Below are 12,534 nucleotides of genomic sequence, written 5' to 3' on the forward strand. Positions count from 1 at the left end.
TCGGGCTGCCACCTCCTCATCGTTTCGCGACAGGGAGGATCGTCACATCACCCGTGGTTGGCGTTCACCATCGCATAGAGCATGGGAATCGACAGCAAGGTGTTCGTTCGAGAAAAGATCATCGCGGTTTGTGCCGCCTTGGCCTTCGTTGCGTCATCGGCCTCAACGATGCCCAGCGCCTTTTTCTGGTTCGGCCAGATCACGAACCAGACGTTGAAAGCCATGATCAGCCCCAGCCACATGCCGACGCCGATCAGCTTATAGGGGTCCTGCAACGTCAGCGCGGGAACCGCATATTGGGCGTGAAAGGCGATGGCGAGACCGAAGAGCACCGTCGCGGCGGCCGCCCAGCGGAACCAGAAGAGCGCGGCGGGCGCGATATGCTTGCCGACCGCAGGTTTCAGTTCGGCCGGAATCTTCGGCATCGTCGGCATCTGGACGAAGTTGAAATAATAAAGCAACCCGATCCATAGTACGCCGAAAAAGGTGTGCAGCCAGCGCATGATGGCATTGCCCGCGGCGACGCCATCGTCGAAATTCTGGCCATTGAGGCCCAGCATCAGCACGATTGCGAACACCAGCCCGGTACCCAGAACGGCGTGAAGATTTCCGAAAAACTTCCCCATTTGCATTCCCCTCCTTATCGTTCGGCGCGCGGTGCGACCCGGTGCCGTGGCGATGCTATGCCAGCGCGAAAGGAAAGGCTCAAGCGGGCTTGTCGGAGGTGTCCTCGGCGACCGAAAGGCCGTTCTTCAACATCACCGGGACCTGCGTCAGCGTGAAGACGAAGGAGAGGGCGGTGACGCCCCAGACCTTGATCGTGAGCCACAGGTCGAAACTCATGCGATCGGTCTGGATCAGTTCGTACATCACGTGGTTTGCGATGCCGAGCGCGCCGAAGAAAATTCCCCAGTTCCGCGACAGCAACAGCCAGCCCTTTTCGGTCAACCCTTCGAGCGCCGACTGGAGCAGATATTTGAGCATCGGGCGCTTCAGCCACCAGCCGCCGAGCAGCAGCAGGGCAAAGGCGCCATAGATGATCGTCGGCTTCATCACGATGAAGCGCTCGTCATGGAACCAGACGGTCAGCGCACCGAAACCGAGTACGAGCACGCTCGACATCCATAGCATCGGCGAAATCTTGCCCAGCTTCCACTTCGACACCGCCATAGCGACGATAATCGCGACCATGAACGCGAGTGTGCCCTTGATCGCGGCGGTCGTCGCGGCAAAGGCGCCGTCGCCTTCCGATGCGAACTTATAGGCGACGAAAAAGACGAGCAGCGGTCCGAAGTCGATCGCAAAGTTCAGCCAGCCGTGCTGCGCGCGCGGCGGCGCGGGGACGGGCTCGGGGCCGGTGGGCGGCATATCGGGGGCGGTCATCGGATATTTCCTGCAATGATGGCGGCGATCTCGTCGGCGTCGAAGGGGCGCAGATCCTCCATCGTCTCACCAATGCCGATTGCGTGGATGGGCAGCCCGTGGCGCTCGGCCGCGGCGACGAGGACCCCGCCGCGCGCGGTGCCGTCGAGCTTGGTCATGACGAGCCCGGTAACGCCCGCGACCTCGCGAAAAACGTCGATTTGCGACAGCGCATTCTGCCCGGTCGTCGCGTCGAGCACGAGCACCACGTCGTGCGGCGCGGCGGGGTTGAGGCGGCCGAGGACGCGCTTGATCTTGGCAAGCTCGTCCATCAGCTCGCGCTTGTTCTGCAGGCGTCCAGCGGTGTCGACGATCAGCACGTCGATGCCCGTCGCCGTCGCCTGCTTCACCGCGTCAAAGACGATGCCCGCGCTGTCGCCGCCTTCGGGGCCCGCCATAATCGGCACGCCCAGGCGTTCGGCCCAGACCTTCAATTGCCCGATTGCGGCGGCGCGAAAGGTGTCGCCCGCGACGAGCATTACGCCATAATCCTGTTCCTGGAACAGGTGCGCGAGCTTGGCGATGGTCGTTGTCTTGCCCGACCCGTTGACGCCGATCACCAATATGACCTGCGGACGCGGAAAGGCGTCGATTTCCAGCGGTTCGGCGACCGGGCGCAGCACCGCCGCAATCTCGTCGGCGACGACGCGGCGGAGCTCCTCGGTGCCGTTCGCCGCGACGTCGCGGCGCTCGGACAGGCGATCGCGGATGCGCGCGGCCATCGCGGGGCCAAGGTCGGCGGTGATCAGCGCCTCCTCGATCCGGTCGAGGTCGTCGTCGTCGAGCCGCGACTTACCGGTCAGTCCCGACAGATTTTCGCCGAGCCGCTCCGACGTGCGGCGAAGCCCGCCGAGCAACCGCTCGCTCCAGCTCGCCCCGCTCATGCTGCGATGCTTTCGGCGATCATGCGCTCGCCGTCGCGCGCGCGAAGGCGCACCGGCACTATACTGTTCGGCGCGGCGGGTGCGGCCAGCGTCAGCGCGGCAAAATTCTCGGCATGGCCGCACATCCCGTCGCGCTCGACGAGCATCTGCGTCATCGTGCCAGCTTGCGCGTCGAGCCAGCGATGGCGCCGCCGCGCATTGGCCGCGCGCAAGGTCGCGGCGCGGTCGCGCGCGACGCGGCGCCCGACCTGCGGCATGCGCGCGGCGGGCGTTCCGGCGCGCGGGCTGTACGGAAAGATATGGCCGAAAACGATGTCGCAATCGTCGATCAGCGCCAGACTGTTGGCAAACATGCTGTCATCCTCGGTGGGAAAGCCCGCGATCAGGTCGGCGCCGATCGCGATTTCACTACGCGCCGCCTTGAGCCGCTCGACGAGCCGCACGGCGTCGGCGCGGCGATGGCGGCGCTTCATGCGCGTCAGCACCATATCATCGCCCGCTTGCAGCGACAGATGGACGTGCGGCATGACCCGCGGCTCTTGGGTGAGCAGCGCGAACAGCGCATCGTCGACGCGGTCGGGGTCGAGCGAGGAGAGGCGCAGCCGCTCGACGGGCAGCGCGAGCAGCGCCTCGACGAGCGATGCAAGACTCGTCCCGCTGTCGTCGCCATAGCTCGCAAGATCGACGCCGGTGAGCACGATCTCGCGCTGTCGGCGCGCGAGCGCGGTGCGCGCGGCCTCGACGACAGCATCAACCGTCGCCGACCGCGCGGTCCCGCGCGCCAGCACGGTCGCGCAAAAGGTGCAGCTGTGCGAACAGCCGGTCTGCACGCCCAGGAAGGCGCGCGCATGATCGGCGCCGGAGAGGGCGGGGGTATAGGATTTGGGTGTGGGTGTGTAAGTATCCATGTTCCCCCGCGAAGGCGGAGGTCGATCTCTGGCCGGTGCTATTTGGAGCGCGCCGGTGTTGGGTCCCCGCCTGCGCGGGGACACACCGATATTTGCGTAGCTTTGCGTCAGCCCCTTCGCATCGTTCGCCACGACCAGTGCGCCCATCGCTTCGAAACGCCCGGCCTCGAGTTCCGCCGCGCATCCTGTCACCACCACCTCGGCATCGGGATGTTCGCGTAGCGCGCGGCGCACCGCCTGCCGCGCCTGACGCACCGCCTCATCGGTCACTGCACAACTGTTGAAGACGATGGTGTCGGACGCGCCCGCGTCGCGCAGCGCGGTGCGAACCGCTTCACCCTCGGCGATGTTGAGCCGGCACCCGAAATTGACGACCCGATGCCGGTCGGCGACCGAATTGCTCATCCGAAGCGCGCCCAGTCGGTCTCGCCCTCGAACACGCGCGTCGCCGCGCCGGTCATCACGATCGGCTCGCCGGGCGCCCAGCGGATGAGGAGGTCGCCGCCGGGGAGCGAGACGGTGACCGGCGACTGGACCAGCCCCGCGCGGATCGCCGCGACCGCCGTCGCGCAGGCGCCGGTGCCGCACGCCTGGGTGACGCCCACGCCGCGCTCCCAGACGCGAAGTTGCAGCTGATTCTCGCCGTCGAGGCTCGCGACATTGACGTTGACGCGCTCAGGAAACAGCGGGTCGGTTTCGATTCGCGGACCCAGGTCGGCGAGCGGCACAGCGTCGGCTTCGGGTACAAAAAAGACGATATGCGGATTGCCGACGTTAACACCTGCGCCATGTTCAAGCTCGTCCCATGCGACCGGCATGTCGCGCGTGTCCATCGGCATCGCGAGCGGGATATGCTCCCAGTCAAACACGGGTTCGCCCAGCGTCACTTCGGCGCCGCCATCGGCGGGGCTGACGCGCAGCATCCCGCCCAGCGTCTCGATCACCGCGGGCTGCGCGAGCAAGGTCGCGACGCAGCGCGTTGCGTTGCCGCACGCCTCGACCTCGCCGCCGTCGGCGTTGAAGATGCGCATCTTCACGTCGGCGCTGGTCGACGGTTCGAGCAGGATCAGCTGGTCGCAACCGATGCCGTGACGGCGATCGGCAATCGCGTGCGCGCGCGCCGCGGTCATTTCGACCGCTGCCTCGCGCGCGTCGATCACGACGAAGTCGTTGCCGAGTCCGTGCATCTTGGTGAAGCGGTCTGCCATAGCCGCGCATGTAAGGGCGCGGCGCCGCGAAGTCTAGCGATGGGTCGGGTCAGGCGCTCTTGCGCAGTGGCTCGGCGTCGGGCTTCGCAACGCCGCCTTCAGGTATCGCGGGCGCGCGCAGCAACCCGCGCTCGGCGAGCAGCGCCGCGGTGTCGCCCGCCGACGCGGCCCGGCCATAGAACCAGCCCTGTCCCTTGGTGCAGCCGAGGCGGGTGAGTTCGATCGCCGTCGCCTCGTCCTCGACGCCCTCGGCGGTGATCGGCATCGCAAGGCTTTCGCCGAGCCGGACGATGGCGACGACGATGGCTTGCGCATCGGCGCTGTCGCGCATCGCGGCGACGAAGCTGCGGTCGATCTTGATCCGGTCGAACGGCAGCGCGCGCAGGTGCGACAGCGAGCTATAGCCGGTTCCGAAATCGTCGAGGCTCAGCGACACGCCCTGATTTTTCAGGCTGGTGACGATCGAGCGGACCAGCGGCAGGTTCTCGAACAGGCTGCTTTCGGTAATCTCGACCTCGAGCTGGCTTGCGGGAAAGCCCGCCTCGACGAGCAGCTTGGTCAGCTTCTGGCTGAACCACGGGTCCTTCAACTGCTGCGGCGAGATATTCACCGCGAGCATGATCGACGGGTCCCAGCCCTTGGCGATGTCCATCGCGCTACGGATGACCTGCAGCGACAATTCGCCGATCAGCCCGCTCTCTTCGGCAATCGGGATAAAGCGTTCGGGCGGGATCATGCCATATTCGGGCGAATCCCAGCGCATCAGCATTTCAAACCCGACCAGACGGCCGCTGGCGATATCGACCTGCGGCTCGAAATAGGGGACGAACTCGCCGCGCGGCATGCCGCTGCGGATGCCCGTTTCGATCTGGTTGCGGACCTGCACCGCCATTTCCATGCCCATCTCGAACCAGCAATAGCGGTTCCGACCCTGGTCCTTGCAATGGTACATGGCGATGTCGGCCTGCCGCACCATTGTGTCCATCGTTATGCTCGCATCGTTGGCGAGCGCGATGCCCAGCGATGCGCCGATGCGGATCTGCTGCGCGTCGTGCGTCACCGAATCCTCGAGTGCCGCGACGAGCTGTGCGGCGAGCGCGTCGATCGTCGCACGCGCGCCGGGCTCGAAGGGCAACAGCGCGACGAATTCGTCGCCGCCGAGGCGCGCCTTGGTGGCGCTCGGCGGCAGGACGGTGCTGATGCGCTCGGCGGCGACCTGCAGCACGCGGTCGCCCGCGACATGGCCGTGGATATCGTTGACGGTCTTGAAATGGTCGAGGTCGAGCAGGAACAGCGCGACCTGCCGACCTTCAACCGCCGATTTCGCGATCAGCTGCTGTCCGGCGACGAGCAAGGCGCGGCGGTTCAGGAACCCGGTCAGCGGGTCGGTATCGGCCAGATAGCGGGCGCGCTTCTCGGCCTCGGTCCGCTCGCGAATTTCGCGGTTCAGATCCTCGTATCGCCGCCACCCGAACAGGATCAGCGCGACGTTCAGGATCAGCGCCGCCGCCAGCACCTTGTCGGGTCCGCCGCCCAGCCCGATCAGGCTCTGCACGAGCGCGTGCATCAGATTGCTGCCGGTGCCGACGAAGAGCAGGATGGCCGCGACCACGATACCGCCGGTCAGGACGTCACGCCGGGCGGCTTCGCTGCGATCTCGCGGCCGGATGTCTGAAGTCATAGATTCTTTTCCCACTGTTGTGCCTTTTATGGCGGGCAGCGATGAAATTTGCGTTAAGTGCGTTACCGCGGCGGCGGTGCGCGAGAGCGTCGTGCGGCCTTGCCTTTCTTTGCGCTTTTGCGTAAAGGCGCCGCGTCCGGCCGCATCTTGCGGGCGGACAGATACGACATCCGCGACGGAAACGTCTGTCCACGGATAGCCGCTGGTTGGCGAGGTTTCGCTCACCGGCGTCTTTTGCGTTGCGGCATGTCAGAAGGGTGCAAACGGCGCATGTTCGACAGTCTGAGCAATCGGCTTGGCGATGTTTTCGGGAAGCTCCGCGGTCGCGGCGCGCTGACCGAGGCGGACGTGCGCGCGGCGATGCGCGAAGTGCGAATCGCCTTGCTCGAGGCCGATGTCGCGCTGCCCGTCGTGCGCAGTTTCGTCGATCAGGTCACCGAACTCGCGATCGGCCAGAATGTCCTGCGATCGGTCACGCCGGGGCAACAGGTCGTCAAGATCGTCAGCGACGCGCTGACCGAGATGCTCGGCTCGGAAACCGCCGAGCTCGACCTCAATGTCGCGCCGCCCGCGGTGATCATGATGGTCGGTCTGCAGGGCTCGGGCAAGACGACGACGACCGCAAAGATTGCGAAGCGGCTCAAGGACAAGGAGCGCAAGAAGGTGCTGATGGCGTCGCTCGACGTCAATCGCCCCGCCGCGCAGGAACAGCTCGCCGTCCTCGGCACGCAGATCGACGTCGCGACGCTGCCGATCGTCGCGGGCCAGCAGCCGACCGAAATCGCGAACCGTGCGCTGCAGGCGGCGAAGCTTCAGGGCTACGACGTGCTGATGCTCGACACCGCGGGCCGCCTCCACGTCGACCAACAGCTGATGGACGAAATGCAGGCGGTATCGCGCGCGGCGAACCCCGCCGAAACGCTGCTCGTCGTCGATAGCCTGACAGGTCAGGACGCGGTGCAGGTCGCGCAGCGCTTTACCGAACAGGTGCCGCTCACCGGCGTCGTCCTGACCCGCATGGACGGCGACGCGCGCGGCGGCGCCGCGCTGTCGATGCGCGCGGTCACCGGCAAGCCAATCAAGTTCGCGGGCACCGGCGAAAAGCTCGACGGGCTCGAACTCTTTCAGCCGTCGCGCATCGCGGGCCGCATTCTCGGCATGGGCGACGTCGTTAGCCTCGTCGAACGCGCCGCCGAGATGATCCAGGCCGACGAGGCCGAGGCGATGGCCAAGAAGATGGCGAAGGGTCAGTTCGACCTCGACGATCTTCGCAGCCAATTGAACCAGATGCGCCGCATGGGCGGGCTCGGCGCGCTCGCGGGGATGATCCCCGGCCTCAAAAAGGCGCAGGCGGCGATGGCGCAAAGCGGCGCCGACGACAAGGTGCTCGTCCATATGGATGCGATCATGGGGTCGATGACGCGCAAGGAGCGCGCAAAGCCCGAAATCATCAACGCCAAACGCAAGATCCGCATCGCCAACGGGTCGGGCACGACGGTGCAACAGGTGAACAAGGTGCTCAAGATGCACCAGGAAATGTCCACCGCGATGAAGAAAATCCGCAAAATGGGCGGGCTCAAGGGGCTCGGCGCGCTGTTCGGGCGCGGCGGCGGCATCCCCGGAATGCCCGGTCTTGGCGGCGGCATGGGAGGCATGGGCGGCGGTCTGCCCGGGCTCGGCGGCGGAGCGATTCCGCCCGATCTCGCCAACCTGATGAACAAGAAGAAATAATCCAGACAATCCAGTTAGACTTAGAAGGAAAATATCATGGCTACCTCCATTCGCCTCTCGCGCGGCGGTTCGAAAAAGCGCCCCTATTACAAGATCGTCGTCGCCGATTCGCGCAGCCCGCGCGACGGCCGCTTCATTGAACGCATCGGCAGCTACAACCCGCTGCTCGCCAAGGACAATCCGGAGCGCGTCAAGCTTGACGCCGAGCGCGCGACGCACTGGCTGAGCGTCGGCGCGCAGCCGAGCGACCGCGTTGCCCGCTTCCTCGACGCCGCGGGCATCAAGGAACGCGCCGCGCGCAACAACCCCAACAAGGCGGTTCCGGGCGAAAAGGCCAAGGAACGCGCCGAAGAAAAGGCGTCGAAGCTGGCTGAGGCCGAAGAGGCCGCAAAGGCTGCCGCCGCCGCTCCGGCTGAAGAAGCCCCGGTTGAAGAGGCTCCCGCTGAAGAAGCTCCCGCCGAAGAGGTTACGGCCGAATCGGATGCCACGGGTTCGGTGAAGACCGAAGAAACCGCCGAAGCCGTTGCCGATGCGGTCGCCGACGAAGTTCCCGTCGACGCGACTGCCGAAGACGCAACCGCGATCGCCGAAGAAGTCGCCGAAGGCGGCCCCGTCGCTGCCGAGGGCGAAGAAGCCCCGGCCGAAGACGCCGGCGAAGAAAAGGCCGAAGGCTAACCGCCTTGGTGAACGCCGACCGCCCCGTCACCCTTGCCGCCATTGCCGGTGCGCACGGGGTACGGGGCGAGGTGCGCCTCAAATTGTTCGGCGAAGGCGCGGATGCTCTCCGCGCCTTTTCCACATTCGATGCGGGGCCGCGCAAGCTGACCCTGACGTCGGTGCGCCCCGCCAATCAGGGCGCGGTCGCAAGCTTTGCCGAGCTGACCGACCGCAGCGCTGCCGAGGCATTGCGCGGCACGCTTCTGACCGTTCCGCGCTCGGCGCTGCCGCCGCTCGGTCCCGGCGAATATTATCATCACGACCTGATCGGGCTTGCCTGCACCTCCACCGACGGAGCGCCCGTCGGCCACGTCGTCGCGGTCGAAAATTTCGGCGCGGGCGACATCCTCGAAATCGAGAAGCCCGATGGCAAACGCTTCATGGTCCCGATGACCGCGCAGGCGGTCACGGCATGGGATGACGCGGGCGTGACGATCGATCCGGCATTTGCCGACTGACACAGCGCGTTCAGCGCGCGCGCGCCCGCTTTCGCGTGGCCGCCCGGCCGATTGATTTGCAGCATTCGGCGACCCGCACGAAATAGGTGTCGGCGCCTTCGCGGTGGCTCGGCGTCACCAGTTCGGCGAAGCGGTCGAACGCCGCCACGGACTTGCGTACCAGCCGGTCAATATCGGCGCTGAGCTGGCCGTGGCCTGCGACCCAGACGCGCATAAAATTTTCGTCCATCATCGGTCTTCTCCTGCTTGTCCGATGACGATCCATTTGCGCCTTTCGCGCGCCGCTTGCCAACAAAAGCTGTGGCGCTTCTCATAAGGACAGCTTATGATGATCGGCATGACGAAAATTCCGCCGCTTGCCGCCGTCCGCGCGTTCGAGGCCGCAGCCAGGCTGGAAAATTTTTCGCGCGCGGCAGAGGAACTGGGGATGACGCAGGCGGCGGTCAGCTATCAGGTGCGTCAATTGGAGGATCGCCTCGGCCGCCCGCTGTTCGTCCGCGAAAAGGGTCGCGTGCGGCTGTCGGAAACGGGGCAGCGCCTGCTCCCCGCGATCAGCTCGGCCTTTGCGGCAATGGGTGATGCCTTTGCGTCGCTGGGCAGCGACGAGACCGATGTGCTGACGATCAATGCCGTGACAAGCTTCGGCGGCGGGTGGCTCGCCTCGCGCATCGGCGCGTTCCAGCTCGCCTTTCCCGACCTCGCGGTCCGCCTGTCGATGTCGAACGCGCTCGTCGATTTCAACGCGTCGAGCGTCGATGTTGCGATCCGCATGGGGCCGGGCGGGTGGCCGGGGCTGCGCGCCGATTTCCTGTTTCGCGGCCATGTTTCGCCGATCTGCGCGCCATCGTTTCGCGACGCCAACCATATCGAGCAGCCCGCCGACCTGCTGCGCGTCGAGCGGCTCGCGCCGAATGATCCGTGGTGGGCGGGCTGGCTCGCGGCAGCAGGGGTCGACACGTCGCCGCCGCCGCAGCGGCGCGGCATCGAACTCGACAGCCAGCTTCAGGAGGCGTCGGCGGTGCAGAGCGGCTTCGGCATCGCGATGATGACTCCGCTGATCTGGCGGGCCGAAATCGATGCGGGGCGGCTCGTCCAGCCGTTCGACACGTTCTATCATACCGGCAGCGCGACGTGGCTTGTCCACCGCGAGGGCCGGGCCGGCGTCCGCAAGATCGAGCGCTTCCGCGAATGGCTCCACGCCGAAATGGACCGCGACCGCGACCGTTCGCCCGCCGCGATATGGGAGCCGCTGGGCTAGCGACGCATAGCCCTCTTGCCAGCGCGTGGCGCTGTGCCATGAAGGCGCGATGACCCAGCTTCACGCCACCATCGTCCAGGCCGCCCCGATTCCGCTCGCGATCGGCGACGGCATCGCTGCCGCTGCCGACCATGCGCGGCGCGCGGCGGACGCCGGCGCGCAGATTGTCGCATTTGGCGAAACCTTCCTCGGCGGCTATCCGCTCTGGCTCGACGAGGCGCCGGGCGCCGCGCTGTGGGACCATCCGGGCACGCGGGCGCTCCACCGCATCCTGCTCGATCAGGCCGTGCGCCAAGACGATCCGCGCTTCGCGCCGTTGCAGGATGTCGCCGACCGCGGGGTGCTCGTGTCGATTGGCGCGCACGAGCGCGTGCGGTCGAGCCTTTGCAACACGCAGATTCTTTTCCGTCCCGGCGCGCCACCGCTCCTCCACCGCAAGCTCGTTCCGACGCATGGCGAACGGCTGATCTGGGCGCGCGGCGACGGGTCGACGCTCGACGTCCATCAGGCACCCTTCGGCGCGGTCGGCAGCCTCATCTGTTGGGAGCATTGGATGCCGCTCGCGCGCGCGGCGATGCACAATCGCGGCGAAGCGGTGCATGTCGCCGCTTGGCCGACAGTGCGTGAAACCTATGCCATTGCGTCGCGCCACTATGCGTTCGAGGGGCGGTGCTTCGTTCTTGCTGCCGGGCTGGTACAGGCGCGCGCCGACCTCCTCGACGGCCTCGCGCGCGTCGGCGGCGATGCCGAGGCCGAGGCGCTGATCCGCGCGATGCCTGACGGACCACTCAACCGCGGCGGCAGCCTGATCGTCGCGCCCGACGCGACGGTGCTGGCCACGGCGGGTGAGGGCGAGGAGCATCTGTCGGCGACGCTGGACCTGTCTATGATCGGCGAGGCGCTCGCGGCGCTCGATGTCGACGGCCATTATAGCCGCCCCGACGTCTTCACGCTCGATGTCGACACAGCGCCGCAAGCGGGGGTGCGCTGGGACTGACAGGGCGACGCGCGGGGGGAATCGCTTCTTGCGCGCGCAGCCGCTATGGCGGCTCGCATCATGACATTCGCCGCCGTTCCGCTGACGCTTTATCCCGACATGTTCCCCGGCCCGCTGGGGCACAGTATGGCGGGCCGCGCGCTTGAGGCGGGGGTGTGGTCGTGCGCGCCCGTGCAGATCCGCGATTTTGCGACCGATAAGCACCGCACCGTCGACGATACGCCCGCGGGCGGCGGCGCGGGGATGGTGCTCAAGGCCGATGTGCTCGGCGCCGCGATCGACCATGCGACGGCGGTGCATCCGGGGCTTCCTATCGTCGCGATGACGCCGCGCGGCGCACCGGTGACGCAGGCGCGCATCCGCGAACTTTCCGTCGGCCCTGGTGCGATCATCCTTTGCGGGCGGTTCGAGGGGTTCGACGAGCGCATCTTCGACGCAAGGCCCATTGAGCAGCTTTCGATTGGCGACATCATCTTGTCGGGGGGCGAGATGGCGGCGCTGATGCTGCTCGACGCTTGCATTCGGCTGCTTCCCGGCGTAATGGGCGCGGCTTCAAGCGGCGACGACGAATCGTTCGAACACGGTCTGCTCGAATATCCGCACTATACCCGGCCCGTCACTTGGGAAGGGCGCACGATCCCCGAAGTGCTGCGATCGGGGGATCATGCGAAGATCGCCGCCTGGCGGAAACACCAGGCGGAGGACGACACACGGTTACGCAGGCCGGACCTTTGGGAGCGTCATATCGATGCTCGGGACCGACCTGCCTCTGGCGCGCGGCAAAAGAAGAAGGACTAGGGGCATGAACCTCATCCAGACGATCGAAGCCGAAGAAATCGCCAAGGCTGGCAAAGACATTCCGACCTTCCGCCCCGGCGACACGCTGCGCGTCGGCGTGCGCGTGGTCGAAGGCGAACGCACCCGCGTCCAGAATTTCGAAGGCGTGTGCATCGCGCGTTCGAACAAGGGCATGGGCTCCAACTTCACCGTACGCAAACTGTCGTTCGGCGAAGGTGTCGAGCGCGTTTTCCCGCTCTATTCGCCGAACATCGATTCGATTACCGTCGTCCGCAAGGGCGCCGTCCGCCGCGCGAAACTTTACTATCTGCGCGGCCGCACCGGTAAATCGGCGCGTATTGCGGAACGCCGCGATTACCGGTCGGAAGCCGAGGGCTAAGGAGAGCTTCTCCTCCACAAAGCCGAAACAGCTTTCCAAAACGGCCGGTTCCGCCAACAGGCAGAGCCGGCCGTTTTTCGTTTCACGCCAAGA

At 66.3% G+C, this 12,534-nt stretch carries 13 protein-coding genes and 1 pseudogene; 7 read left to right on the forward strand and 7 right to left on the reverse strand.

Annotation, left to right across the window (positions count from 1 at the left end):
• Positions 1-47: 47 nt before the first annotated feature.
• The 6 genes from H7692_RS11725 to H7692_RS11750 form a co-directional block, all read right to left on the reverse strand.
• Positions 48-626 carry a urate hydroxylase PuuD gene (locus H7692_RS11725; protein ID WP_222136956.1) on the reverse strand — a complete coding sequence of 193 codons (579 nt, stop codon included), beginning with the start codon at positions 624-626 and terminating at the stop codon, positions 48-50.
• A 79-nt stretch (positions 627-705) separates the two neighbouring features.
• The gene (locus tag H7692_RS11730; protein WP_222136957.1) at positions 706-1,383 is read right to left on the reverse strand and encodes an inner membrane-spanning protein YciB; all 678 of its coding nucleotides are present in this window, start codon (positions 1,381-1,383) and stop codon (positions 706-708) included.
• Positions 1,380-2,306 (reverse strand): signal recognition particle-docking protein FtsY, encoded by a 927-nt coding sequence (ftsY, locus tag H7692_RS11735; RefSeq protein WP_222136958.1) that lies wholly within the window; start codon positions 2,304-2,306, stop codon positions 1,380-1,382. The genes H7692_RS11730 and ftsY overlap by 4 nt, the downstream gene beginning before the upstream one ends.
• Positions 2,303-3,619, reverse strand: a complete 1,317-nt coding sequence (locus H7692_RS11740; protein ID WP_222136959.1) for a MiaB/RimO family radical SAM methylthiotransferase — start codon at positions 3,617-3,619, stop codon at positions 2,303-2,305. Before H7692_RS11740 ends, ftsY begins: the two co-directional genes overlap by 4 nt.
• Entirely contained in the window at positions 3,616-4,422 is an 807-nt protein-coding gene (gene dapF / locus H7692_RS11745) for a diaminopimelate epimerase (RefSeq protein WP_222136960.1), read from the reverse strand. The genes H7692_RS11740 and dapF overlap by 4 nt, the downstream gene beginning before the upstream one ends.
• Positions 4,423-4,471: 49 nt before the next feature.
• Positions 4,472-6,103, reverse strand: coding sequence for a putative bifunctional diguanylate cyclase/phosphodiesterase (locus H7692_RS11750; protein WP_222136961.1), 1,632 nt, complete (start codon positions 6,101-6,103; stop codon positions 4,472-4,474).
• 270 nt (positions 6,104-6,373) lie between these two features.
• Here H7692_RS11750 and ffh point away from each other — a divergent pair, with 270 nt between their 5' ends.
• From ffh to rimM, 3 genes and pseudogenes are all read left to right on the forward strand, one after another.
• On the forward strand, positions 6,374-7,834 hold the full coding sequence (ffh, locus tag H7692_RS11755) for a signal recognition particle protein (protein ID WP_222136962.1): 1,461 nt from the start codon (positions 6,374-6,376) through the stop codon (positions 7,832-7,834).
• A 36-nt stretch (positions 7,835-7,870) separates the two neighbouring features.
• Positions 7,871-8,311: pseudogene (rpsP, locus tag H7692_RS11760) on the forward strand (30S ribosomal protein S16); the annotation flags it as partial.
• Positions 8,312-8,517: 206 nt separating this feature from the next.
• On the forward strand, positions 8,518-9,009 hold the full coding sequence (gene rimM / locus H7692_RS11765) for a ribosome maturation factor RimM (RefSeq protein ID WP_201928108.1): 492 nt from the start codon (positions 8,518-8,520) through the stop codon (positions 9,007-9,009).
• Positions 9,010-9,019: 10 nt separating this feature from the next.
• On the opposite strand, the gene H7692_RS11770 is transcribed toward rimM, so the two are convergent.
• Positions 9,020-9,241 carry a hypothetical protein gene (locus H7692_RS11770; RefSeq protein WP_222136963.1) on the reverse strand — a complete coding sequence of 74 codons (222 nt, stop codon included), beginning with the start codon at positions 9,239-9,241 and terminating at the stop codon, positions 9,020-9,022.
• A 105-nt stretch (positions 9,242-9,346) separates the two neighbouring features.
• Here H7692_RS11770 and H7692_RS11775 point away from each other — a divergent pair, with 105 nt between their 5' ends.
• Genes H7692_RS11775 through rplS form a run of 4 tightly spaced genes read left to right on the forward strand, consistent with a single transcriptional unit; the run spans position 9,347 to position 12,441 of the window.
• Entirely contained in the window at positions 9,347-10,267 is a 921-nt protein-coding gene (locus H7692_RS11775; protein WP_201928736.1) for a LysR substrate-binding domain-containing protein, read from the forward strand.
• A gap of 49 nt (positions 10,268-10,316) precedes the next feature.
• Positions 10,317-11,264, forward strand: a complete 948-nt coding sequence (locus H7692_RS11780; RefSeq protein ID WP_201928106.1) for a carbon-nitrogen hydrolase family protein — start codon at positions 10,317-10,319, stop codon at positions 11,262-11,264.
• 60 nt (positions 11,265-11,324) lie between these two features.
• The gene (gene trmD / locus H7692_RS11785; RefSeq protein WP_201928105.1) at positions 11,325-12,062 is read left to right on the forward strand and encodes a tRNA (guanosine(37)-N1)-methyltransferase TrmD; all 738 of its coding nucleotides are present in this window, start codon (positions 11,325-11,327) and stop codon (positions 12,060-12,062) included.
• 4 nt (positions 12,063-12,066) lie between these two features.
• Positions 12,067-12,441, forward strand: coding sequence for a 50S ribosomal protein L19 (gene rplS / locus H7692_RS11790; RefSeq protein ID WP_201928104.1), 375 nt, complete (start codon positions 12,067-12,069; stop codon positions 12,439-12,441).
• Positions 12,442-12,534 lie beyond the last annotated feature (93 nt).

This window comes from Sphingopyxis sp. P8 (assembly GCF_020622175.1).
Taxonomy (GTDB): domain Bacteria; phylum Pseudomonadota; class Alphaproteobacteria; order Sphingomonadales; family Sphingomonadaceae; genus Sphingopyxis; species Sphingopyxis jiangsuensis.